The organism is Segatella copri (assembly GCF_026015295.1).
In the GTDB taxonomy this organism is placed as follows: Bacteria; Bacteroidota; Bacteroidia; order Bacteroidales; family Bacteroidaceae; genus Prevotella; species Prevotella copri_C.
In genome coordinates this window covers 751,298-776,057 of record NZ_JAPDUW010000001.1, presented here as the reverse complement: position 1 = coordinate 776,057, position 24,760 = coordinate 751,298, and the positions used below count along the sequence as shown (strand labels likewise).

The window sequence follows — 24,760 nt, the reverse complement described above, 5'->3', positions numbered from 1 at the left end:
TTTACTTTATATCTCTTTAAATATCACTATAAAAAAGTTGCAGCCATCCAAAGTTTACACCCAGACAACCGCAACCAATTTACCAATCAAAAAATATCTAAAATCTTATCCCGCCATCATTACACAACTCTACTATCAACAGAAGAGCCAGTAAAGAACTGCCAGCACGGCTACCATAACAACAGCTACCATTGCTTTAATCATGCAGGTAGCCACCTTTTTTAAGACAAACAGTCCTACAACAAGGACTACCAATACCAGCGCATAATATCCAAAATCATTCATATCACATTATTATATAGTATATAACTACCAATCAGTATTCATCACCCTATTAACGATCATTCTTTAATGCCCTGCGGAATTCAGCCGGTATCGGAGTTTCAAATTCCATAGGCTGATGCGTTACGGGATGATAGAAACACAGCACATAGGCATGCAGGCACAAGCGCTGGCATGGATCATCACCATTACCATACTTGATGTCACCACATACCGGATGCCCCATATCGGCCGTATGAACACGAATCTGATTCTTACGGCCCGTTTCGAGTTTGAACTCCACCAGAGAATGAGCCGTTGTACGCTCTAATGTATGGAAATGGGTAACAGCATACTTGCCGCCATTATCCGTATCACTACTGTAAGTAATATAAGCCTTGTTATCTTTCAGCCAGTTAGCAACAGTACCTTCATTTTCTTCCATCTCTCCGGAAACCAGAGCCACATATCTGCGGTCGTACACATTATGATGCCAATCATCCTCCAAAGCCAGTTCCGTCTGCTTATCCTTGGCATAAATCATCAAGCCCGAAGTATCACGGTCAAGTCGGTGTACTACATGCGCCTGGCAGTTCTGGCGAGTCTTATGAAAATAATCATCAAGCACCGTTTTCACATTCAGAGTAGAATGACCGGCAGCCATACTCAATATACCAATGTTTTTCTCGACAACAATCAGATATCTGTCTTCATAAACAATCTTAAGGTACCTGCTTTTAAATACCTCCTGATTCTTCTTTGTCTTGCTCACACTCACCTTCATCCCCGGCTTCAGGGCATAATCAAACTGGGTAATGGTTTTGCCATTTACCTTGATTCCCCTACCCTGCAGAGTCTGCTTCACCTTGGTCTTGCTAGGTCCCTTCACATTCTCCATCAGCCATTCGAGCAACGGAGCAGGTTTTTCTACCATGTAATGCTCATATTCATTTGGGTTTCCGTAGCCATAAGCATTATTGGTATGCTTATTAAAATTTCCTTTTCTATTTTGTTGTCTCATATTGTTATCGATATCATTTTCTTAACATGAAAAACACAGAATCAATGCTGCATTTTCTCCGTTTCAGCCTACAAAAGTAAGACTTTTCTGCAAAATAACAAAAAGCCACCATGTTTTTAACTAAAAATTAGTAACTTTTGCCAATAAATCATTGTGTTTCAAATATTTTTTTGTAATTTTGCAGCTGAATTAAAGATATAATCAGAATAAAAGATATTTAGGAACAAATAATGATTACAGTACAAAATCTTGCGATCCAATTCGGAAAGAGAGTGCTTTACAAGGATGTAAACCTCAAGTTCACTCATGGTAATATTTATGGTATCATCGGTGCTAACGGCGCTGGAAAATCTACTTTCCTCCGCGCTATCAGCGGCGACCTTGAACCAAACAAGGGTACAGTAGAAATGGGGCCAGGCGAGCGACTTTCTGTCTTGGAACAGGACCACTTCAAATATGACGATTTCCGCGTGATGGATACCGTTCTGATGGGTCATCAGCCATTATGGGAAAACATGAAGGAGCGCGAGCGCCTCTATGCTAAGCCAGAAATGACAGAAGAAGATGGTAACCTCGCTGCTGAGCTGGAGCTCAAGTTTGCAGAAATGAATGGTTGGGAGGCAGAAAGCAATGCCGCACAACTTCTGCAGAACCTCGGCGTAAAGGAAGACCGCCACGACAAACTCGTAGGTGAACTTTCAAACACAGAGAAGGTGCGCGTAATGCTGGCAAAGGCACTCTTCGGCAACCCAGACAACCTCCTTCTCGATGAGCCTACCAACGACCTCGACCTCGACACAGTTGAGTGGTTGGAAGACTATCTCAGCAACATTGAACAGACCGTACTCGTAGTATCTCACGACCGTCACTTCCTCGATGCTGTAAGTACCCAGACCGTAGATATCGACTTCGGTAAGATTACGATGTTTGCAGGTAACTACTCTTTCTGGTACGAGAGTTCTCAGTTGGCTCTCCGCCAGGCTCAGAACCAGAAGATGAAGGCAGAAGAGAAGAAGAAGCAGTTGGAAGAATTCATCCGCCGATTCTCAGCTAACGTTGCCAAGAGTAAGCAGACTACATCCCGCAAGAAGATGCTGGAGAAACTGAACGTTGAAGAAATCCGTCCATCAAGCCGTAAATACCCAGGCATCATCTTCCAGATGGACCGTGAGCCAGGTAACCAGATTCTGGAGGTAGAGGGACTGAAAGCATGCGACGAAGACGGAACAGTGCTCTTCGACAAAGTAAACTTCAACATAGAAAAGGGCGAGAAGGTAGTATTCCTTTCTCACAACCCTAAGGCGATGACCGCACTCTTCGAAATCATCAACGGCAACCGAAAGGCTGACGCAGGTGACTACAAGTGGGGTGTTACTATCACAACAGCTTATCTCCCACTCGATAATACAGAATTCTTCCAGAGCGACAAGAACCTGGTAGACTGGTTGAGCCAGTATGGTCCAGGTAACGAAGTTGCCATGAAGGGCTACCTCGGAAGAATGCTCTTCAGCGGCGAAGAAGTACTGAAGAAGGTAAATGTCCTCTCCGGAGGTGAGAAGATGAGATGTATGATTGCACGCATGCAGTTGCAGAACGCCAACTGCCTGATTCTTGATACACCAACCAACCACTTGGACCTGGAGAGTATTCAGGCATTCAACAACAACCTGGTAGGTTTCAAGGGCAATATCCTCTTCTCTAGCCACGACCACGAATTCATCAACACCGTGGCAAACCGCATCATCGAGCTCACTCCATCAGGCACCATCGACAAGCTCATGTCTTATGATGAGTATATCTACGATGAAGCAATCAAGGAGCAGAAGGCTAAGATGTACGGCTTCTAAACAGAAAGTTATTCTGCTGTTTAACAGCAACCACAAATTATCTTATAATTTAATAGTGCCAATTCGATGAGAATCGGGTTGGCACACTTTTTGTCAAGCAACCAATAACAAGAATTATCATGTTTAAAAAATTTAAGACTATGTCAAAAGAAAAAGAAATCAATATAGAGGACGGAAACGTTCAGGAGACTGTTCAGAATGAAAATAATGAGCAGACAACTCAAAATGAAAATACTGAGGAAAATCAGAATACTGACAACAAGGCAGAAGAAGGTGACAACAATACAGACGCTGCTGACAAGAAGGCAGAAGAGATTGATCCTTTAACAAAAGCACAGCAAGAGGTAGAGGAACTCAAGAAACAGTTGCTCTATAAGACTGCTGAGTTTGAGAATTACCGCAAGCGTACCCTCAAAGAGAAAGCAGAACTGATTTTGAATGGCGGCGAGAAGACCGTAGCTGCTATTCTGCCTGTTCTCGACGACTTTGAGCGTGCCATCGCTGACAAGAGCGAAGACCCTAAGGCTATCAAGGAAGGTGTTCAGATGATTTTCAACAAGTTCGTAAAGACACTCGAAGGTCTTGGCGTAAAGAAGATTGAAACCAACGACAAGGATTTCGATGTAGATTTCCACGAGGCTATTGCTATGGTTCCGGGAATGGGCGATGACAAGAAGGGAAAGATCATTGACTGCGTCCAGACAGGTTATACGATGAACGACAAGGTGATTCGCCATGCCAAGGTAGCTGTAGGTCAGTAAGAAAGAAATATCAAGAATTATTTTTCAAAATCCAGAACATTCTATTAGAATTCTGTAAGAAAATTCAATATTTGAAATAAGCAAATGGCTAAGAGAGACTATTATGAGGTGCTGGGCGTAGACAAGTCGGCATCAGAAGACGAAATAAAGAAGGCGTATCGAAAGATAGCCATCAAGTATCATCCAGACCGCAACCCTGGCAACAAAGAGGCGGAAGAGAAATTCAAGGAAGCTGCCGAAGCTTACGAAGTTCTCCATGATGCCCAGAAGCGCCAGCAGTATGACCAGTTTGGTTTCGACGGTCCACAAGGTGGATTCGGCGGATTTGGCGGTGGTGCCAGCATGGACATGAACGACATCTTCTCTATGTTTGGAGATATCTTTGGCGGACACGGCGGTTTCAGCGGCTTTGGTGGCGGCGGATTCGGTGGCGGCTCACAGAAGCGGGTTTACCAGGGTGGCGACCTTCGCGTAAGAGTAAAACTGACTCTCCAAGAGGCAGCAACAGGTGTTACCAAGCGCTTCAAGATCCGCAAGGATGTAACTTGCTCTGCATGTCACGGAACTGGTTGCGAAGGTGGTGCCCAGCCAGAAACATGTCCGGAATGTCATGGAAGCGGCTATGTCTTAAAAACGGTGCGCAGCATGTTCGGCATGATGCAAACTCAGGCTGCATGTACAAAGTGTGGCGGTGAGGGAACTATCATCAAGAACAAATGTAAGGAATGCGGTGGCGACGGAATCGTGAAGGGCGAGGAACTCGTAGAAATCAATATTCCTGCAGGTGTCGACAACGATATGGTTGTTACCGTTGAAGGAAAGGGTAACCAAGGCAAGCACAATGGTCTCTACGGAAACCTACAGGTAATGGTAAGCGTAGAAAAGAACGATGATTTCGAGCGTGTTGGTCAGGACTTATACCATAATCTAGTCCTTGATTTTGCAACTGCCACTTTGGGTGGCGAGGTAGAAGTCCCTACCTTGGATGGTAAGACGAAGATCAAAATAGAACCTGGCACACAACCTGGCAAACAGATTCGTTTGCGTGGCAAAGGTATGCCGGCTATTAAGGGATATGGTTATGGCCGTGGTGATATTATCGTCAATATTACCGTTTTCATCCCTACCTCTCTGACCAAGGAAGAAAAGGATCTTGTTGTGAAATTCAAGGAATGCGATAATTTCAAAGCAGATAATGCAGAGAAGAAATCTCTCTTTGAAAGTTTCAAGAATCTCTTTAAAAAATAAACAGTAAAGAGCAATCCCCGAAGAGGGCGAACTATCTTCGAAAGAACGGTTCGCTCTTTTCGGGGATAATCTGTATATATAATAAGGTATAACATATAACATGAATTATCAAGAAACTGTTGAATATCTTTTCACCAGCACGCCGGTTTTTGAAAAGATTGGAGCCAAGGCATACAAACCTGGGCTTGATACGATGTATAAAATGGATGAACACTTCGGACATCCTCATAACCAATATAAATGTATCCACATTGCAGGAACCAACGGAAAAGGTTCATCATCCCATACCCTTGCTGCAATCCTGCAGAGCCAGGGCTATAAGGTCGGCCTGTTCACATCTCCACATCTTGTAGATTTCAGAGAACGCATTCGCGTAAATGGTGAAATGGTAAGCGAAGAGTATGTAATCGACTTTGTAGAAAACAACCGGAAATTCTTCGAACCGCTACATCCTTCGTTCTTTGAACTGACCACCATGATGGCATTTCAGTATTTTGCAGAACAAAAGGTAGACTTTGCCGTCATCGAAGTTGGATTGGGAGGAAGACTGGATAGTACCAACATCATCACTCCTATCCTATCCGTTATCACGAACATCAGTTTTGACCACACCCAATTCCTCGGGAATACACTCAGCGAGATTGCAGGCGAAAAGGCGGGTATCATCAAGCCACAGATTCCTGTCGTTATTGGCGAATGGAACGAAGAGACCCAACCTGTATTCATCAAGAAAGCCCATGAGCAGAATTCTCCTATCCATTTTGCACATACAACTGACGCAGACATGAACTTCGAACTGAAAGGCAACTATCAGAAAAAGAACTACTGCACCATATCCACAGCCGTAGAATGCCTGAAGGAAGAAGGAATAGAAATCAAAGATGAAAGCATAAAGAACGGCTTCGAACATGTATGCGAGCTGACAGGCTTACGTGGCAGATGGGAAAAACTCAACGAGCACCCTCTCACCATCTGTGATACGGGACATAACCTTGCCGGATGGGAGTATCTGGAACCTCAGATTGCATCCGTCAAAGCTGATACGAAACATATTGTCTTCGGAATGGTTGATGACAAAGATGTAGAGCATGTAATGGGACTATTAGAAAAGTTGCCAAAAGAAAGCACGATTTTCTATTGGACACAGCCATCAACCAAAAGAGCGATTCCTGTAGACAAATTATACGGATACGCACAAAAGCACGGCTTAAACGGAACATGCTATCAAACTATTGCACAGGCATTTAACAAAGCAAGAGCAAACGCAAAAAAAGATGATTTTATCTTTATTGGCGGATCAAGTTACGTCGTTGCCGATTTGCTATCAGAATCATTTTAGGATTTTTTAAATCAAAAAGTTCATAAAATATTTGTAATACTCATTTTTTTTTAGTTACTTTGCAGTACATTACTTAAACCAAAGTAAGGTAACTAAAAAAAGTGAGATATTATGAATACAGAACCAGCAAATAAGTGTGGTTTGAAAAGAGAAGATTTTCAGACCACAGTGAATGGCAAGAAGACTGATCTCTTCGTGTTAAGAAACAAGCAAGGCAACGAAGTTGCAGTGACTAACTATGGTGGAGCAGTCGTAGCCATCATGATGCCTGACAAGGATGGCAACTATGCCAACCTCATCCAGGGTCATGACAACATACAGGACGTCATCAACTCACCAGAGCCATTCTTGAGTGTGCTCATCGGTCGTTATGGCAACCGTATTAAAGAAGGCAAGTTCATACTTCACGGCAAGGAGTATCACTTGGCATGCAACGATGGTCCCAACCACCTGCATGGTGGACCTACAGGTTTCCACACCAAAGTTTGGGATGCAACCCGCATGAGTGATAGCGCTGTCGTGTTGAAATACACGAGCCCTTATGGTGAAGAAGGCTTCACAGGTGAGTTGACAGTTTGGGTAGCTTACACATTGACCGACGACAATGAGTTCGTTATCAAGTATCAGGCTACAACCAACAAGACAACCATCTGCAACCTGACACATCACGCTTTCTTCTCAATCCAGGGTATTGCTAATCCTACCCCAACAGTTGACAATATCATCTGTGAGGTAAACGCAAACTACTATCTCCCTATTGATAAGTATTCTATCCCTACAGGTGAGATTTTGAAGGTTGAGGGCACACCATTCGATTTCCGTACACCAAAGCCAATTGGTCAGGACATCAATGCAGACAACGAGCAGATCAAGAATGGTCAAGGCTATGACCACAACTATGTATTGAACAAGACAGAAGAAGGTGAGTTGAGTTTTGCTGCCCGTATAAAAGACCCTGTAAGCTGCCGTACCATGGAGGTTTATACCACAGAACCAGGTTTGCAGATGTACACAGGTAATTTCCTTGCAGGTATCTCAGGACAGTTTGGTGCAACATTCCCACGTCGCAGTGCAGTCTGCTTCGAGGCACAGAAGTTCCCAGACACACCAAATCACACCTATTTCCCAAGTTGCAGATTAAATCCGGGTGAAACATACACCCAGAAGACAATCTATAAGTTTGGAATTGACAAATAAATCAGAATAAATCATGGAGCAGGTACTCTAAACAGCACTTGCTCCATTTTCGCGCTTGAATGACAAAACTCATCCAGCGCGACAACAATCTTAAAGAGAAGTCTTAACGTCTTTAAAGAAGAAACAACCTCTTAGAAGAAAAGAGTAGCAACCTCTTTACCATAAAAGAGAATCAATAACCTCTTCAAAAAGAGTATAAACAAGCTTTTCGCAAATAATAATAACAAATAACAATATCAACTATCAAAAAAAATGGAAAACCAAAGTAAAAATGGCAATATCATCGCCATTATCACGATGATGTTCCTCTACGCCATGATTTCGTTCGTAACGAATTTGGCTGCTCCTATCGGAGTTATTTGGAAAAATGTATTCGCTGACAGCGGAAGTGCTAACATGATCGGTATGTTGGGTAACGCCATGAACTTCTTGGCTTACCTCTTCATGGGTATCCCTGCAGGTAAGTTGCTCACCAAGATCGGTTACAAGAAGACAGCCCTCACCGGTATCGCTACCGGATTCGTAGGCGTGCTCATCCAGTTCCTTTCAGGTAAGTTCGGTGCCGACATCTCAGGCTTCGCCGTTTACCTCTTCGGTGCGTTCATCTCAGGTTTTGCTGTTTGTATTTTGAATACTGTTGTAAACCCAATGTTGAACCTCATCGGTGGTGGTGGTAACCGCGGTAACCAGTTGAACCTCATCGGTGGTACATTGAACAGTTTATCCGGAACTTTAACTCCAATGCTCGTAGGTGCCCTTATCGGTACAGTTACTGCTAACACCAAAATGGTAGATGTGAACCTCGTGCTTTACATTGCCCTTGCCGTATTCGCAGCAGCATTCGTTATCTTGAACTTCATCCCTATCCAGGATCCAGAGATGGGTAAGACTACAGACAAGACTGTATTCGAGCATTCACCATGGGCTTTCCGCCACTTCAACCTCGGCGTTATCGCAATCTTCGTTTATGTAGGTGTTGAGGTAGGTATTCCTGGAACATTGAACTTCTACATTTCTGATACAACAGCAAATGGTGGTGGTTTCATCAATGGTACAGCCTTGGCAAATGCAGCAGCTATCGGTGGTTTCGTTGCAGGTACATACTGGCTTCTGATGCTGGTTGGTCGTCTTTGCTCCAGTTTTATTGCTGACAAGGTATCTAGCCGCATGATGATGATGATTGCCAATGGTGCAGGTATGATCTTTATCGTCCTCGCCGTACTTCTCGGCAAGTCAACAACAGTAGAAATGCCTGTATTTACAGGTACATCATTCCAGATGGTAACAGTGCCTATCGCTGCCATGTTCCTGGTACTCTGCGGTCTCTGCACTTCTATCATGTGGTCTTCTATCTTCAACCTTGCTACTGAGGGTCTTGGCAAGTATACAGCCCAGGCTTCAGGTATCTTCATGATGATGGTAGTAGGTGGCGGATTGATGCCATTGGTACAGAACTTCATCGCAGACAACGCTGGCTATATGGCCAGTTACATTGTGCCTCTCATCTGTATGGCATACATGTTCTTCTATGCTGTAGCTGGTTGCAAGAACATCAACAAGGATATTCCTGTTGATTAATAACACGAAATAAATTAGCCCTAAGGCATATATAGTCTTAGGGCTAAATCATATAATCAAATCTTTAGTAACAACACAACAAAAACTTAACTAATTATGGATATTGAAAAAGTAAGAAGCCGCTTCATCAAGCATTTCGATGGTAAAACAGGTAACATCTACATGTCACCAGGTCGTATTAACTTGATTGGTGAGCATACCGATTATAATGGTGGATTTGTTTTCCCAGGTGCAGTAGATAAGGGTATCATGGCAGAAATCCGTCCTAACGGAACAGATACCGTCATGCTCTACTCTATCGACTTGAAGGACCGTGTAGAATTCAAGGTTAATGATCCTGAAGGTCCTCGCGCTTCATGGGCACGTTACATCTATGGTGTTTGCCAGGAGATGAAGGCATTGGGCGTTGACGTAAAGGGTTTCAATGCAGCATTCTATGGTGATGTGCCTCTCGGTGCTGGTATGTCTTCATCTGCTGCTCTTGAAAGCTGTTTTGCTTTTGCTTTGAACGACCTCTTTGGTGACAACAAGGTTTCTAAATGGGATCTCGTTCTCGCAGGCCAGGCTACTGAGCACAAGTATGTAGGTGTTAACTGCGGTATCATGGACCAGTTTGCTTCTGTTTTCGGCAAGGAAGGTAAGTTGATGCGCCTCGATTGCAACAGCCGCGAATTTGAATACTTCCCATTCGAGCCTAAAGGCTATAAACTCTGCCTGGTAAACTCTAAGGTAAAGCACGAGCTGGCAGGTTCTCCATACAACGACCGTCGCAACTCTTGCGAAAATGTTGTTAAGCACATTGCAGCAAAGCACCCAGAAGCTAAGTTCGAAACTCTCCGTGATTGCACATGGGAACAGTTGGAAGAGGTTCGCGCTGAGGTAGGCGAAGAGGATTACAGCCGCGCTCACTTCGTATTGGGCGAGAAGGACCGCGTTTTGGCTGTCTGCGATGCTCTTGAGAAGGGCGACTACGAGACAGTAGGTCAGAAGATGTACGAGACTCACTACGGCTTGAGCAAGGAATACGAGGTAAGCTGCGAGGAACTCGACTTCTTAAACGATGTTGCTAAGGAGAACGGTGTTACTGGTAGCCGTATCATGGGCGGTGGCTTCGGTGGCTGCACCATCAACCTGGTAAAGGACGATATCTACGACAAGTTCGTTGAGGACGTTACAGCTAAGTTCACAGCCAAATATGGTCATGCTCCAGAGATTTACCCTGTAATCATCTCTGAGGGTTCTCACAAGGTTTGCTAATATATACATTATATATAATATAAAGAACTGCAGTTAGTATTTGCTAACTGCAGTTTTTTTTTGTCCCAAATAAGACAAAAACAGGCGTTTTCATACAAATAGTGTTAAAAAGACACTTTAGAAGAAAAAAAGTTAAGGAAAACGCTTGCAGATTCGAAATAAAATTGTAATTTTACACCCAAAATGAATAGACAATAAAAAACAGCCTAAAAATGAGTACATTTAAGACCCTATTTATGGGAGTTGGTTTTGCGGCTATCGCTACCCTCTCAGCTTGTTCATCAAGCAGCAATGCAAGTCTCACACAATCTGGTTTGAATCCAGCAGATTTCGATTCAACAGTATTGGGCAAGAAGACTGAGTTAGTAACTCTCAAGAATGCAAACGGCATGGAAGTTTGCCTCACCAATTATGGTGGACGTGTCGTTTCCATTTCCGTTCCAAACAAGGACGGAAAGCCAACAGATGTGGTTCTTGGTTACGATAATATCCATCAGTATGCTGACACCCTTAACTCTCCTTCAGATTATGGTTCTTCTGTAGGACGTTATGCCAACCGTATCAAGGATGCTAAACTTTCACTTGCTGGTTCAACATACCAGTTGAAGGCAAATGATAATGGCAACTGCCTGCATGGTGGTGGTGCTACAGGATGGTTGAATCAGGTTTACGACATTACAGAGAAGAACGACTCATCCGTTACCTTCACTATCAATGCGAAGGATGGCGAGAATGGTTTCCCTGGCAACGTAACAGCAACAGCTAAATATACAGTCAAGAGTGACAACACACTCGACATCGAGTTTGGCGCTACAACAGACAAAGAGACCGTTGTCAATATGACCAACCACAGTTACTTCAACTTGAATGGCGATCCATCTAAGGAAGGTTTCGATCAGGTAATGTACATCAATGCAGATAAGTTCACTCCTGCAGATTCACTTTACATACCAACTGGTGAAATCAAGAGTGTCGAGGGAACCCCTATGGATTTCCGTAAACCTGCAGAAATCGGCAAGAAGGTTGATTATAACTTTGATCAGATTAAGAATGCCACAGGTTACGACCACAACTGGTGTTTGAACACATATAAGAATGGTAAGGGCGATGACAAAACAGTTTGCGCAAGCCTCTACTCACCAAAGAGCGGTATCCTTCTTGAAGTATTTACCAACGAGCCAGGAATTCAGGTTTACACCGGTAACTTCCAAGGCACAGGTATTGCCTGCAAGCATGGCATCAAGTATCCTAAACACGTAAGCGTTTGCTTCGAGAGCCAGAAATATCCTGATTCTCCAACCAAGATTGCTCAGGGTGTAAAGGATTGGACAGATGCCACATTGAAGCCAGGAGAGAAATACTATTCTCACCTCGCTTACAAATTCAGCGTTAAAAAGTAAGCGTAAGTTAGTTTAAAAGTTAGCGAACCGGCGGATAAAGTCCGCCGGAACAGCTAACATCCAACAAGAAGTTTTTGCAATGACAAAAAACGAAATGTGTTGGATAAGAAACTAACATAATAAGCATCCAATAAAAGAAAAGAGTAAACAAATAATAATAAACAAACAATCTTATAGTAATTATGAATTGGAATTCAACAGAATTCGTATGGCTTGATTGGGCTATACTCGCCATTGGTGTTATCGGCGTAATTTGGGCTGTCTGGCACGCAATCATGAAAGACAGAAAGGCTCAGAAAGGTGAAGACTCTTCTGCCTACCTCTTCGGTAAGGGTGAGCCATGGTATGTAATCGGTATGGCTATCTTTGCTGCCAACATTGGTTCTGAGCACCTCGTTGGTTTGGCTGGTACAGGTGCCAAGAGTGGTGTCGGTATGGCACACTGGGAGATGCAGGGCTGGATGATCCTCATCTTGGGTTGGCTGTTCGTACCTTTCTACCAGTTGCTCATCAACAAGATGGGTAAGATCATCACCATGCCAGACTTCCTGAAGTTCCGCTATACCCAGCGCACAGGTTCATGGCTCTCTATCATCACCCTCGTAGCTTACATTCTTACTAAGGTGAGCGTTACAGCCCTTACAGGTGGTATCTTCTTTGAATATCTTTGGGGCTTGAACTTCTGGGTTGGTGCCATCGGCTTGATTATCCTCACTACCATCTTCACCGTATTCGGTGGTATGAAGGGTGTGATGACATTGTCAACTATCCAGACTCCTATCCTCGTCATCGGTTCTTTCCTCGTACTCTTCCTCGGTCTCTCTACCCTCGGCGGTGGCAGCATCTCTGCCGGTTGGGCCGACATGATGGATTACTGCGGCAAGTTGAACAACGGCTACGGTACAACTCACATGTTCCACTGGGAGGCAGGTGACTCTATGTATCAGGATTATCCTGGTTTCGTAGTATTCATCGGTGCAACCATCATCGGTTTCTGGTACTGGTGTACTGACCAGCACATCGTTCAGCGTGTACTCGGTCAGGTTCCTGGCGAGAGCAACGTAGAGGTTATGAAGCGTGCCCGCCGCGGTACTATCGCAGCCGGTTTCTTCAAAGTACTCCCTTGCTTCATGTTCCTCATTCCAGGTATGATTGCAGCAGCCTTGGCTCAGAAGGGTGCCATCCAGATGAACGAGACTGATGCAGCCTTCGCCATCATGGTAAAGACCGTTCTTCCTGCAGGTATCAAGGGTATTGTAACCATCGGTTTCATCTGCGCACTCGTTGCTTCATTGGCAGCATTCTTCAATAGCTGTGCTACCCTCTTCACCGAGGACTTCTACAAGCCATTGAAGAAGGGCATGTCTGAGGCTCACTACGTACTCGTTGGCCGTATCGCTACCGTTGTAGTTGTAGTTCTTGGTTTCGCATGGTTGCCAATCATGATGAAGATGGATACTTTGTACAACTATCTCCAGGGTATCCAGTCACTCCTGGCTCCAGCCATGGTAGCCGTATTTGCAATGGGTATCTTCTTCAAGAAGATTACTCCAAAGGCAGGTGAATACACCATGATTACCGGTTTCCTCATCGGTATGCTCCGCCTCGTTACCAACGTCATCACTGATACAGGTAAGGCTACAATGGATGGTGCATTCTGGGATTACACCGCATGGTTCTGGCAGACCAACTGGCTCGTATTCGAGTGCTGGTTGCTCGTATTCCTCATCATCTTCATGGTAGTAGTAAGCTGCTTCACTCCAGCTCCAAGCAAGGAGCAGGTAGAGGCAATCACCTTCACATCAGACTTCAAGAAGTCTATCCGTGAGAGTTGGAGTGCCTTCGATATTATCGGTACCCTCGTAGTAATCGGCCTCTGCGCAGCATTCTACGCATACTTCTGGTAAAATATTATTCACGTCAGGAGTAAGAAGTGAGGAGTCTGGAATTTTCTCAAAGAACAGATAAAACTGTTTCTGTTGAAAAAATCCGCGATCCTTTCTTCTCCTTCTTACTCCTTGATTTTCCTCTCGAAGCTGCTCTATGAAGAGCAAGCAAAAGAACACAACAATACATACATTGAATCATTACATCAAAACAGCAGAAAGGCCATGACCCAGTTTTATAATGAATACTCCAAAGTATTTGTATCCGTCGATTGTATCATTTTCGGTTTCGACGGTAGTAACCTCCAGGTACTGATAGGCAAACGCAAGATGGACCCGGGAAGAGGCGAATGGTCACTCTATGGTGGTTTCGTTGGTTCAACAGAAAATCTCGAAGATGCAGCCAACAGAGTCATCCTGGAACTTACTGGAATGAAAAACCTCTATATAAGACAAGTAGGAGCTTTCGGCCGTATCGACCGTGACCCAGGTGAGCGAGTTATCTCTATCGCCTATTGCACTCTCATCAATGTGAAAGACTATGATGACAGCCTCCGTGTAGAACACGGATTGGAATGGGTTAGTCTGAACGAACTTCCAGAACTTTACTCAGACCACAAACTCATGATCCGCAACGCTATCGCACAGATACGCCGCCGCATCAATCATGAGCCATTAAGCTTCAAACTCCTCCCAGACCTCTTTACGCTGACACAGCTTCAGCACGTATTCGAGGCAGTAATAGGCGAAGAGATTGATAAGCGCAACTTCCGCAAACGCGTGAAGGATATCGACTTCATCGAGAAAACAGAACTCATCGATAAAGTCAACTCGAAACGAGGCGCCGCCCTCTACCGCTTCAACAAGAAAGCATACGAGGAAGACCCATCGTTCAACTTGAAATAGAATAAACAACTTAAAACAAAAGATATTATGTTAGAAGAATTAAAAGAAAAAGTGTTCAAGGCAAACCTTGATCTCGTTAAGCACAACCTCGTGCTCTTTACATGGGGTAATGTGAGTGGCATCGACCGCGAGAAAGGTCTGGTTGTTATCAAACCATCAGGCGTCGATTATGACACCATGAAGGCTAGCGATATGGTAGTGGTAGACTTGGAAACAGGTAAGGTAGTAGAAGGCGATCTGAATCCATCATCTGATACACCAACCCACCTGGTTCTCTACCGCGCATTCCCAGAGTTGGGTGGCGTAGTTCATACTCACTCTACTTATGCTACCGCTTGGGCACAGGCTGGCTTGGACATCCCTAATATTGGTACAACTCATGCTGATTACTTCCACGATTGCATCCCTTGCACTGATGCAATGACAGAAGATATGATGGCAGAATATGAGCACAACACAGGTGTTGTCATCGTTGACCGTTTCAAGAAAGATAACATCAACCCAGTTCATACTCCTGGCGTATTGGTTAAGAACCATGGTCCTTTTACATGGGGCAAGGATGCTGACCAGGCTGTTTATCACGCAGTAGTAGCTGAACAGGTAGCAAAGATGGCTTTCATCTCATTCTCTGTGAATCCAAACACCACCATGAACCCATTGCTCGTAGAGAAGCACTTCAACCGCAAGCACGGTCCTAACGCTTACTACGGACAGAAAAAGCACTAATTAAAGGGTGTTTCAAATAAAGATATTGAATCACATTAACAATAACAATTAATACAACAAACAATCATGATTAAAGCATTTGAAAATTTAGAGGTATGGTTTGTAACTGGTGCACAGCTTCTTTACGGAGGCGAAACAGTTAAGATAGTTGATGGTCACTCTAAGGACATGGTAGATGGTCTGAACAACAGTGGCATCATCCCAATCAAGGTAGTTTACAAGGGCACAGCTAACTCTTCTGCAGAAGTAGAGGCTGTCATGAAGGCTGCCAACAACGATGAGAAGTGCGTAGGTATCATCACATGGATGCACACCTTCTCTCCAGCTAAGATGTGGATCAAGGGCTTGCAGGCTCTCGAGAAGCCTCTCCTCCACTTCCACACTCAGTATAATGCAGAACTCCCTTGGAATTCTATCGATATGGATTTCATGAACCTCAACCAGTCTGCTCACGGCGACATCGAGTTCGGTCACATCTGCACCCGTATGCGCATCCCTAGAAAGGTAGTTGTAGGTTACTGGAAGAGCGAAGAGGCTCAGAAGCAGATTGCAACATGGGCTCGCGTAGCTGCTGGTGTTGCTGATGCTCACAACGTACGCTGCTTGATGTTCGGTATGAACATGAACAACGTTGCCGTAACAGATGGCGACCGTGTAGAGTTCGAGCAGCGCTTGGGTTACCATGTAGATTACTACCCAGTATCTTCACTCATGGAGTACTACAAGAAGGTAACTGATGCAGAAGCTGATGCTCTCGTTGAGGAGTACAAGAAGGAGTACACCATCAAGATTGATGAGTCTGGCGAGGAAGTTTATTGGGAGAAGGTGAAGAACGCAGCTAAGGCTGAGATAGCTCTCCGTCGCGTATTGAAGGATGAGAACGCAGTAGCATTCACAACCAACTTCGATGACCTCGGCGATGCTGACATCGACGATCCAAACTTCTGCGGTTTCGACCAGATTCCTGGTTTGGCTTCACAGCGCCTGATGGCAGAAGGTTATGGTTTCGGTGCTGAGGGTGACTGGAAGACAGCTTGCCTCTACCGCACACTCTGGGTAATGAACCAGGGCTTGGAGAAGGGTTGCTCATTCCTCGAGGACTACACACTCAACTTCGCTGCCGACCGCACATCTAGCCTCCAGAGCCACATGCTCGAGGTATGCCCATTGATCGCAACAGACAAGCCAAAGCTCGAGGTTCACTTCCTCGGCATCGGTATCCGCAAGCAGCAGACAGCTCGTCTCGTATTCACATCTAAGACAGGTAAGGGTGTTAAGGCAACTGTAGTTGACCTCGGCAACCGTTTCCGTCTCATCGCAAGTGAGGTTGAGTGCATCGAGCCAAAGGCAATGCCTAAGCTCCCTGTAGCTTCAGCTCTCTGGGTTCCACAGCCAACCTTCGAGATTGGTGCAGGTGCTTGGATCCTCGCTGGTGGTACACACCACAGTGCATTCTCTTACGATATCACTGCTGAGTACTGGGAAGACTTCTGCGAGATCCTGGGTATTGAGTTCGTCAACATCGACAAGAACACAACTATCAGCAGCTTCAAGCAGCAGCTCCGCAACAACGAGATTTACTACATGCTCAACAAGGCATTGAGATAATTTTTAATGTATTATAAGAAATGAGCGCAAAAACTATTATAGAATCAGGTAAGGCCATTCTCGGTATCGAGTTTGGCTCTACCCGAATCAAGGCTGTCTTGATCGACACCGACAACAACCCTATCGCACAGGGTAGCTTTGAGTGGGAAAACCAGTTGGTTGATGGTCTCTGGACTTACAGCATCGACACAATCTGGAAAGGTTTGCAGGATTGTTATGCCGACCTCCGCAAGAACGTGAAGGCTGAGTACGACTGCGAAATCAAGCAGTTGGCTGCCATCGGTATTTCTGCGATGATGCACGGCTACATGGCTTTCGGTAAGGATGAGAACATTCTCGTTCCTTTCCGCACATGGCGTAACACCAATACAGCCAAGGCTGCAGCTGAACTTTCAGAGCTCTTCCACTTCAACATCCCATTGCGTTGGAGTATCTCTCACGTATATCAGGCTATCCTGAATGGTGAGGACCACATCAACAAGATTGACTTCCTTACCACTCTCGCCGGTTATATCCACTGGCAGCTCACAGGCAAGAAGGTTTTGGGCGTAGGCGATGCATCAGGTATGCTCCCTATCGACTCTAACACCAACAACTACGATGCAGAGATGGTAGCTAAGTTCGATAAGCTCATCGAGCCTAAGAACCTGGGCTGGAAGATTCTCGACATTCTCCCTGAGGTACTGAACGCAGGCGAAGATGCTGGCGTATTGACCGAGGAAGGTGCAAAGAAGCTCGACCCATCAGGCACACTCCAGGCAGGCACCCCACTCTGTCCTCCAGAAGGTGATGCAGGTACTGGTATGGTAGCTACCAACGCTGTCCGTCAGCGCACAGGTAACGTCAGTGCAGGTACATCTTCTTTCTCTATGATTGTATTGGAGAAAGCCTTGAGCCAACCTTACGAAGTCATTGATATGGTGACTACTCCAGACGGCAGCCCTGTAGCAATGGTTCACTGCAACAACTGTACTTCAGACCTCAATGCATGGGTAGGTTTGTTCAAGCAATATCAGGAGTTGCTCGGTGTTCCTGTAGATATGAACGAGGTATTCGGCAAGCTCTACAACCACGCTCTTGAAGGCGATGCAGATTGCGGAGGATTGATTGCTTACAACTATATCTCTGGTGAGCCTGTAACAGGTCTTGCAGAAGGTCGCCCTATGTTCGTACGTTCTGCCAACGACCACTTCAACCTTGCCAACTTCATGCGTGCCAACCTCTATGCTTCAGTAGCTGTATTGAAGATTGGTAACGATGTATTGTTCAAGGACGAGAAGGTACAGGTAGATCGCATCACAGGTCATGGCGGTTTGTTCAAGACCAAGGGTGTAGGTCAGCGCATCCTCGCTGCAGCCATTAACTCCCCTATCTCTGTCATGGAGACAGCAGGCGAAGGTGGTGCATGGGGTATTGCCCTGCTCGCAGGTTATCTCGTTAACAACGAAGAGAAGTTGAGCCTGGCAGATTATCTCGACAAGAAGGTATTTGCAGGCAATACTGGTGTAGAGATTGCACCTACTGCCGAAGATGTAGCCGGTTTTGATAAATATATTGAAACCTACAAGGCTGGTCTTGCTATCGAAAAGGCAGCAGTTGAGAACAAAAAGTAAATAAACGATAAATACGTTTGTGGGGATTCCTCCTCCACAAACGTATTATATTTAAAATCGACAACAATTAATAAGAACAATGATGAAGAAACTATTCGCTACCACATTGCTTTCAACAGCAGTTGCATTCTCCGCACAAGCTCAGGATGTAACAGGAACAATCCATGCCAACCAGGGAACACAGAAAATCAATAAAGAGATTTACGGCCAGTTTGCCGAGCATCTCGGAAGTTGCATCTATGGTGGTCTTTGGGTAGGTCCTGATTCTAAGATTCCTAACACTCAGGGTTACCGCAACGACGTGCTCCAAGCCCTCAAGGACCTGAAAGTGCCTGTATTAAGATGGCCTGGAGGATGCTTCGCTGACGAGTATCACTGGATGGATGGTATCGGTCCACGTGAGAAGCGACCAAAGATGCAGAACAACAACTGGGGTGGAACCATTGAGGACAACTCTTTCGGTACACACGAGTTTCTGAATCTCTGCGAGATGTTGGGTTGCGAGCCTTACATCAGCGGCAACGTGGGTTCCGGCACTGTTGAGGAATTGGCAAAGTGGGTGGAATATATGACCAGCGATGGAGATACTCCTATGGCAAAACTCCGCCGACAGAACGGCCGCGACAAGGCTTGGAAAGTAAAATACCTCGGTGTTGGTAACGAAAGTTGGGGCTGCGGTGGCAACATGCGTCCTGAGTATTATTCAGATCTCTTCCGCCGCTACTCTGTTTATTGCCGCAACTATGACGGAAACCAGCTCTATAAGATTGCATCTGGAGCGAGCGATTACGATTATAACTGGACTAAGGTATTGATGGACCGTATCGGCAACCGTGCCAACGCCATCTCTCTACATTATTATACAGTAACAGGCTGGACAGGCAGCAAGGGTTCTGCCACCAAGTTCAATAATGAGGATTACTACTGGACCATGGGCAAGGCGCTCGGCATAGAAGATGTCATCAAGAAGCACGAGGCTATCATGGACAAGGCTGATCCAAAGAAGCAGGTAGCCCTCCTCGTTGACGAATGGGGAACCTGGTGGGATGAGGAGCCTGGCACTATCAAGGGGCACCTCTATCAGCAGAATTGTATGCGCGATGCCTTCGTTGCTGCACTTTCGCTGAATGTATTCCACCGCCATACAGAGCGTGTGAAGATGACCAATATCGCACAGATTGTCAACGTACTCCAGTCAATGATCCTGACAGATACAAAGGGAACAGGTCACATGGTTCTGACTCCAACCTATCATGTATTCAACATGTACAAGGACTTCCAGGAGGCAACCTATCTCCCAATGGATGTAAAGTGCGACTCTATGGATGTTCGCGGCGATGATCACGCAAGAGATGGAAGAAAGATTCCATTGGTATCTACTTCAGCAGCCAAGAAGGCAGATGGAACCATTGTGGTTGCTCTTGCCAATGTCAGTCTTGACAAGGCTCAGCAGGTAGAGTTTAATCTGGATGGTGCAGCTGCTCCAAAAACTGTAACAGGACAGATTCTTTCCTGCAACAAGGTGAGCGATTACAACGACTTCGCACACCCGGATGTAGTGAAGCCTGCAGTTTTTAAGGATGCAAAAGTAAAGAAAAACACCCTTAAGGTAAAAATTCCTGCAAAATCTATCGTAGTTTTGAAAATAAAATAGTATCTTTGAAGGCGAAAAAAGGAAGTATCCTTCTTTTGAGCAGCCTTCAGAGCTAGAAAAACAAGAATATTTCAGCAGAAATAACAACAATAATAAATATAAAATTATGAACGACATTAAAGTAATGAATCATGCAGCTGATAACATCCGTATCTTGGCTGCTTCAATGGTAGAAAAGGCAAACTCAGGTCACCCAGGTGGTGCTATGGGTGGTTCTGACTTCATCAACGTGCTCTTCTCTGAGTACCTTGTTTATGATCCAGCAGATCCAACATGGACTGGCCGCGACCGCTTCTTCCTCGACCCAGGTCACATGAGCCCAATGCTCTATGCTGGTTTGGCTTTGCGTGGTTTCTTCTCTATGGAAGACCTCAAGCAGTTCCGCCAGTGGGGTTCTGTAACTCCTGGTCACCCAGAGCTCGACCTTCAGCGTGGTATCGAGAACTCATCTGGTCCTCTCGGTCAGGGTCATGCCCTCGCAGCTGGTGCAGCTGTTGCAGAGAAGTTCCTCGAGGCTCGTCTGGGTTCAACCATGATGCAGCACAAGATCTACGCATACATTTCTGATGGTGCTGTAGAGGAAGAGATTTCTCAGGGTGTTGGTCGTATCGCCGGTAACCTCGGTCTGAACAACCTCATCATGTTCTACGATTCTAACGACATCCAGCTCTCTACAGAGTGTGGCGTTGTAATGAACGAGGATACAGAGATGAAGTACAAGGCTTGGGGCTGGAATGTCATCAAGATCAACGGTAACGACGTAGCTCAGATTCGTGAGGCGCTCGATGCTGCCCAGAAGGAGCAGGATCGCCCTACCCTCATCATCGGTAAGACCGTAATGGGTAAGGGTGCTCTCCGCGCAGACGGCACAAGCTACGAGGCTTGCATCAATACTCACGGTGCTCCTCTCGGTGGCGACGCTTACGTTAATACCATCAAGCACCTCGGTGGTGATCCTGAGAATGCATTCGTTATCTTCGACGATGTAAAGGAAATCTACGCTAAGCGTGCTGAGGAGTTGAAGAAGATCGTAGCTGAGCGCAAGGCTGCAGAGGCTGAGTGGCGCAAGGCTAACCCAGAGAAGGCTGCCCAGATGGATGAGTGGTTCAGCGGCAAGGCTCCTAAGGTAGACTGGAGCAAGGTTGAGCAGAAGGCTGGTTCAGCTACACGTGCAGCATCTGCTGCTTGTCTCGGTGTTTTAGCAGAGCAGGTTCCTAACATGATCTGTGCTTCTGCTGACCTTTCTAACTCTGATAAGACTGATGGCTTCTTGAAGAAGACCAAGAGCATCGTTCGCGGTGACTTCTCAGGTGCATTCTTCCAGGCAGGTGTTGCTGAGTTGACAATGGCTGATATGTGTATCGGTATGATGCTCCACGGTGGTGTGGTTGCTGCAATGGGTACATTCTTCGTATTCTCTGATTATATGAAGCCAGCTGTACGTCTCGCAGCCCTGATGCAGGTTCCAGTGAAGTTCATCTGGACTCACGATGCATTCCGCGTTGGTGAGGACGGACCTACTCACGAGCCAGTTGAGCAGGAGGCACAGATTCGCTTGATGGAGAAGTTGAAGAACCACGCAGGTAAGGACAGCGTTCGCGTATTCCGTCCAGCTGATGCTGACGAGACTACAGTTTGCTGGAAACTCGCTATGGAGAATGTTGAGACTCCTACAGCTTTGATCTTCTCTCGCCAGGGCATTGCTAAATTGCCAGAGGGAACAGACTATGAGCAGGCAGCCAAGGGTGCTTACATCGTAGCAGGCAGCGACGAGAATCCAGACGTTATCTTGGTAGCTAGCGGTTCTGAGGTTTCTACATTGGAGGCTGGTTGCGATGCTTTGCGTGCCGACGGCATCAAGGTTCGCGTGGTAAGTGCTCCATCAGAGGGCTTGTTCCGTGGTCAGAGCAAGGAATATCAGGAGAGCGTATTGCCAAAGAACGCTAAGATCTTCGGTATGACTGCCGGTCTTCCTGTAACACTCCAGGGTCTCGTAGGCGCTAATGGTAAGGTTTGGGGTATGGAGAGCTTCGGTTTCTCAGCTCCTTACAAGGTACTTGATGAGAAGCTCGGTTACACAGGCGAGAACGTTTACAAGCAGGTAAAGGCTTTCTTGGCAGAGGCTTAATTAGCATAAACTAAACAGGAGTTGGAAGCTGGAGTTGGAGATTTTGCCGGATGGCAGATTTCCATTTCCGGCATCCGACTCCTTTCACTCTTTTAATATTAACCTTGTGAAGGATAAGGGTTTACACCGGTTTCTTCACTTAAAAACTTAAGTATTATGGAAGTAAAGACAGTTGGTATTGCATGCGATCACGCAGGTTTTCCATTGAAGCAATTTGTATTGGAATATTTGGAAAAGAAGGGTTATCCTGTAAAGGATTATGGTACATACAGCGATGCGAGTGTAGACTATCCTGACTTCGGTCATGCTCTTGCTAAAGGCATTGAGAGCGGCGAAGTATATCCAGGTATCGGCATTTGCGGCAGCGGCGAAGGTATCGCCATGACATTGAATAAGCATCAGGGTGTACGTGCCGGATTGGCATGGTGCAAGGAGATTGCTCATTTGGTTCGTCAGCACAACGATGCCAACGTATTGGTACTTCCAGGTCGTTTCGTAGACAACAAGACCGCCGAGGCTATTCTCGACGAGTTCTTTGCCACAACATTCGAGGGTGGTCGTCACGAGCGTCGCGTCAAGAAGATTCCTGTTCAGCAGTAAAGTTCTGAAAGGATTAAAAAGAATTAAGGCTGAGTCATCGCATGATGGCTCAGCCTATTTTTATGGAATACGGACATACCAAGAAGATTTTTACGACACATGAACAACTTCAATAAATGCACACAAGCGTAAGATACAATCGCAGAATACGGAAGAAGTTGTCGGAAAAGACAGATGAAGTTGGCGGAAAAGATAGTAGAGGTTTTCGGAGAAGTTAGCTCCGTAGGCCGCACAACAGCTGTTGTGCGCTTGCATAACAGCTGATATGCGCTCGCACAACACCTGTTGTGCATGCGCAGACCAGCTGATGGGCGCCTATAGCAAACCAACATTACTCGTTGATGTTTTTATCAATCATTTTGCCACAAAAAACACAGTCCTATTTGTTATTTTACCGGAACAACCCTATGTCAAAGAAATAAAAAAAAGGGATGCCACACTAGGTGACATCCCCCTATGAGAATCAAATACTTATTTGAAGTTCAATCTTTACTTGCTCTCAGCCTCAGCCTGCTTGGTCTCTGCTGCGTTAGGACCATAGTAGCCATAGTAAGCCTGGTAACGGGTGTAACCCCAGTTAGCCTGAGCCTTCTCTGGATCGAGCTGCTTAGCCTTGTCGAGAACCTTGATAGCCTCCTGGTAAACAACCTTGCGGCCGTTAGGATCCTGCAAGTTACCAGCCTTGCTGTTATAGCAAGCACCCAGATAAGTAAGAACAACTACGTTATCCTCCTTTGCAGCAAGAGCCTGCTTCAAACACTTGATAGCGTTGTCTGCATCGTTCTTCTGGATATACATCATACCCTTGTTGGCAAGAGCTACAAAGTTGTTAGGGTTCTTTGCAATAGCTGCGTCCAAAAGTTCAGTCTGCTCCTTCTCCATCTTCAATGAAGAGTACATAGAGTTCAAACCATCGAGAACAACCTCATTGGTCTCGTCCTTTGCAAAGATATCCTTGAGCTTGTTAACATAGGCAAGAGAATCCTCGTGAGTCTTCAAGCCGTCCTTCATTACATAGAGCTTGAGGTTGAGGGCATCCTTAGCCTCCTTCTCACTCTTCATGGCGATGTCGCAATACTTCTCGCAACGGGCAGCATCCTTAGCCTGGTATGCATAACGGGCTGCAAAGAGAGCAACCTGACCGATATACTCCTTCTCGCCATCCTTCTGCTTCTGGTCTACAGAAGCGAAGAGAGGCTCATTGTCTGTATCAAGGAATGCACCCCAATACTTCAATACCTCATCAGCCTTACTGTTCTGAGCTGCAGTCTGACCCGCATTAACGAGCTGAACACGAGCACCCCATACACGGCTAGCGTTGTTGTTAAACTTAGGAGCAACCTTACCCTTAGCATTAGGAAGCTGGTCGTACTTGTAGCACTCAATAGCATTAATCAATGCATTGTAAGCGCCCTCAGACATAGCAGCCTCATCTACCGGGTCGTTCTTCTTCATGATCTGATTGGTCTGCTGGATGCTCTGCTGGTCATTGAACTGCTTCATAGCGAGATCAACGAGCTTGTTGTAAGCCTTGGCCTTCTCTGCATCGTTAGCCATCTGACCCAAATTCTGCTTAACCAAAGCCTCAGCCTCGGCATAAGACTTAGCCTTCATGACAGCCTTGAGAGCGTCACTGTCGCCTGCGAATGCTGATGTGGCACCTAGTACCATCATTGCAGCTACTAAAAACTTTTTCATTTTTCTTAATGAGTTTAAAAGTTGTTGTTATT

Annotated in this window: 19 protein-coding genes; 16 read left to right on the top strand and 3 right to left on the bottom strand. The window is 45.6% G+C overall.

Annotation, left to right across the window (positions count from 1 at the left end; all coding sequences use genetic code 11):
- Positions 1-135 precede the first annotated feature (135 nt).
- Both ONT18_RS03130 and ONT18_RS03125 read right to left on the bottom strand, forming a co-directional pair.
- On the bottom strand, positions 136-285 hold the full coding sequence (locus ONT18_RS03130) for a hypothetical protein (RefSeq protein WP_006846766.1): 150 nt from the start codon (positions 283-285) through the stop codon (positions 136-138).
- A 49-nt stretch (positions 286-334) separates the two neighbouring features.
- Positions 335-1,195, bottom strand: coding sequence for an RluA family pseudouridine synthase (locus ONT18_RS03125; protein ID WP_264906782.1), 861 nt, complete (start codon positions 1,193-1,195; stop codon positions 335-337).
- Positions 1,196-1,512: 317 nt separating this feature from the next.
- Between ONT18_RS03125 and ONT18_RS03120 the strand changes: the two genes are divergently transcribed.
- The 16 genes from ONT18_RS03120 to rpiB all read left to right on the top strand — a co-directional run bounded on the left by ONT18_RS03120 (position 1,513) and on the right by rpiB (position 23,030).
- Complete coding sequence (locus ONT18_RS03120; RefSeq protein WP_117726910.1) at positions 1,513-3,129, top strand: ABC-F family ATP-binding cassette domain-containing protein; 1,617 nt, start codon at positions 1,513-1,515, stop codon at positions 3,127-3,129.
- A gap of 140 nt (positions 3,130-3,269) precedes the next feature.
- On the top strand, positions 3,270-3,890 hold the full coding sequence (locus ONT18_RS03115; RefSeq protein ID WP_119227425.1) for a nucleotide exchange factor GrpE: 621 nt from the start codon (positions 3,270-3,272) through the stop codon (positions 3,888-3,890).
- Between the two features lie 84 nt (positions 3,891-3,974).
- Positions 3,975-5,138 (top strand): molecular chaperone DnaJ, encoded by a 1,164-nt coding sequence (dnaJ, locus tag ONT18_RS03110; protein ID WP_118065568.1) that lies wholly within the window; start codon positions 3,975-3,977, stop codon positions 5,136-5,138.
- Between the two features lie 100 nt (positions 5,139-5,238).
- A complete protein-coding gene (locus ONT18_RS03105) occupies positions 5,239-6,477 on the top strand; it encodes a bifunctional folylpolyglutamate synthase/dihydrofolate synthase (protein WP_264903972.1) in 1,239 nt (412 codons plus the stop codon).
- Positions 6,478-6,588: 111 nt separating this feature from the next.
- Positions 6,589-7,674, top strand: coding sequence for an aldose epimerase family protein (locus ONT18_RS03100; RefSeq protein ID WP_006846772.1), 1,086 nt, complete (start codon positions 6,589-6,591; stop codon positions 7,672-7,674).
- A gap of 252 nt (positions 7,675-7,926) precedes the next feature.
- Complete coding sequence (locus ONT18_RS03095) at positions 7,927-9,252, top strand: MFS transporter (protein ID WP_006846773.1); 1,326 nt, start codon at positions 7,927-7,929, stop codon at positions 9,250-9,252.
- Positions 9,253-9,348: 96 nt separating this feature from the next.
- A complete protein-coding gene (gene galK, locus ONT18_RS03090) occupies positions 9,349-10,509 on the top strand; it encodes a galactokinase (RefSeq protein ID WP_218434589.1) in 1,161 nt (386 codons plus the stop codon).
- A 212-nt stretch (positions 10,510-10,721) separates the two neighbouring features.
- The gene (locus ONT18_RS03085) at positions 10,722-11,909 is read left to right on the top strand and encodes an aldose epimerase family protein (protein WP_153118462.1); all 1,188 of its coding nucleotides are present in this window, start codon (positions 10,722-10,724) and stop codon (positions 11,907-11,909) included.
- Between the two features lie 182 nt (positions 11,910-12,091).
- Positions 12,092-13,816 carry a sodium:solute symporter gene (locus tag ONT18_RS03080; RefSeq protein ID WP_006846776.1) on the top strand — a complete coding sequence of 575 codons (1,725 nt, stop codon included), beginning with the start codon at positions 12,092-12,094 and terminating at the stop codon, positions 13,814-13,816.
- A 204-nt stretch (positions 13,817-14,020) separates the two neighbouring features.
- Entirely contained in the window at positions 14,021-14,701 is a 681-nt protein-coding gene (locus ONT18_RS03075; protein ID WP_153093023.1) for an NUDIX hydrolase, read from the top strand.
- 27 nt (positions 14,702-14,728) lie between these two features.
- Entirely contained in the window at positions 14,729-15,427 is a 699-nt protein-coding gene (locus tag ONT18_RS03070) for an L-ribulose-5-phosphate 4-epimerase (RefSeq protein WP_006846778.1), read from the top strand.
- 66 nt (positions 15,428-15,493) lie between these two features.
- Positions 15,494-17,035 (top strand): L-arabinose isomerase, encoded by a 1,542-nt coding sequence (gene araA / locus ONT18_RS03065; protein ID WP_264903967.1) that lies wholly within the window; start codon positions 15,494-15,496, stop codon positions 17,033-17,035.
- Positions 17,036-17,055: 20 nt separating this feature from the next.
- Positions 17,056-18,648 carry a xylulokinase gene (locus ONT18_RS03060; protein WP_117693120.1) on the top strand — a complete coding sequence of 531 codons (1,593 nt, stop codon included), beginning with the start codon at positions 17,056-17,058 and terminating at the stop codon, positions 18,646-18,648.
- Between the two features lie 79 nt (positions 18,649-18,727).
- Complete coding sequence (locus tag ONT18_RS03055) at positions 18,728-20,302, top strand: alpha-N-arabinofuranosidase (RefSeq protein WP_006846781.1); 1,575 nt, start codon at positions 18,728-18,730, stop codon at positions 20,300-20,302.
- Between the two features lie 106 nt (positions 20,303-20,408).
- Positions 20,409-22,430, top strand: a complete 2,022-nt coding sequence (locus ONT18_RS03050; protein WP_118191356.1) for a transketolase family protein — start codon at positions 20,409-20,411, stop codon at positions 22,428-22,430.
- Between the two features lie 156 nt (positions 22,431-22,586).
- Positions 22,587-23,030 carry a ribose 5-phosphate isomerase B gene (gene rpiB, locus ONT18_RS03045; protein ID WP_006846783.1) on the top strand — a complete coding sequence of 148 codons (444 nt, stop codon included), beginning with the start codon at positions 22,587-22,589 and terminating at the stop codon, positions 23,028-23,030.
- Positions 23,031-23,519: 489 nt separating this feature from the next.
- Here the strand turns inward: rpiB and ONT18_RS03040 are convergent, their stop codons facing one another.
- Positions 23,520-24,728 (bottom strand): hypothetical protein, encoded by a 1,209-nt coding sequence (locus tag ONT18_RS03040; protein ID WP_217745922.1) that lies wholly within the window; start codon positions 24,726-24,728, stop codon positions 23,520-23,522.
- Positions 24,729-24,760 lie beyond the last annotated feature (32 nt).

Bases quoted from the DNA above. Each gene is read 5' to 3' on its own strand.
- ONT18_RS03070 (WP_006846778.1), top strand. From the start codon at position 14,729: ATGTTAGAAGAATTAAAAGAAAAAGTGTTCAAGGCAAACCTTGATCTC.
- ONT18_RS03100 (WP_006846772.1), top strand. From the start codon at position 6,589: ATGAATACAGAACCAGCAAATAAGTGTGGTTTGAAAAGAGAAGATTTT.
- ONT18_RS03120 (WP_117726910.1), top strand. From the start codon at position 1,513: ATGATTACAGTACAAAATCTTGCGATCCAATTCGGAAAGAGAGTGCTT.
- ONT18_RS03050 (WP_118191356.1), top strand. From the start codon at position 20,409: ATGAACGACATTAAAGTAATGAATCATGCAGCTGATAACATCCGTATC.
- ONT18_RS03130 (WP_006846766.1), bottom strand. From the start codon at position 285: ATGAATGATTTTGGATATTATGCGCTGGTATTGGTAGTCCTTGTTGTA.
- ONT18_RS03060 (WP_117693120.1), top strand. From the start codon at position 17,056: ATGAGCGCAAAAACTATTATAGAATCAGGTAAGGCCATTCTCGGTATC.
- ONT18_RS03075 (WP_153093023.1), top strand. From the start codon at position 14,021: ATGACCCAGTTTTATAATGAATACTCCAAAGTATTTGTATCCGTCGAT.
- ONT18_RS03125 (WP_264906782.1), bottom strand. From the start codon at position 1,195: ATGGTAGAAAAACCTGCTCCGTTGCTCGAATGGCTGATGGAGAATGTG.
- ONT18_RS03095 (WP_006846773.1), top strand. From the start codon at position 7,927: ATGGAAAACCAAAGTAAAAATGGCAATATCATCGCCATTATCACGATG.
- ONT18_RS03055 (WP_006846781.1), top strand. From the start codon at position 18,728: ATGATGAAGAAACTATTCGCTACCACATTGCTTTCAACAGCAGTTGCA.
- dnaJ (WP_118065568.1), top strand. From the start codon at position 3,975: ATGGCTAAGAGAGACTATTATGAGGTGCTGGGCGTAGACAAGTCGGCA.
- ONT18_RS03080 (WP_006846776.1), top strand. From the start codon at position 12,092: ATGAATTGGAATTCAACAGAATTCGTATGGCTTGATTGGGCTATACTC.
- ONT18_RS03105 (WP_264903972.1), top strand. From the start codon at position 5,239: ATGAATTATCAAGAAACTGTTGAATATCTTTTCACCAGCACGCCGGTT.
- ONT18_RS03085 (WP_153118462.1), top strand. From the start codon at position 10,722: ATGAGTACATTTAAGACCCTATTTATGGGAGTTGGTTTTGCGGCTATC.
- rpiB (WP_006846783.1), top strand. From the start codon at position 22,587: ATGGAAGTAAAGACAGTTGGTATTGCATGCGATCACGCAGGTTTTCCA.
- galK (WP_218434589.1), top strand. From the start codon at position 9,349: ATGGATATTGAAAAAGTAAGAAGCCGCTTCATCAAGCATTTCGATGGT.
- araA (WP_264903967.1), top strand. From the start codon at position 15,494: ATGATTAAAGCATTTGAAAATTTAGAGGTATGGTTTGTAACTGGTGCA.
- ONT18_RS03040 (WP_217745922.1), bottom strand. From the start codon at position 24,728: ATGAAAAAGTTTTTAGTAGCTGCAATGATGGTACTAGGTGCCACATCA.
- ONT18_RS03115 (WP_119227425.1), top strand. From the start codon at position 3,270: ATGTCAAAAGAAAAAGAAATCAATATAGAGGACGGAAACGTTCAGGAG.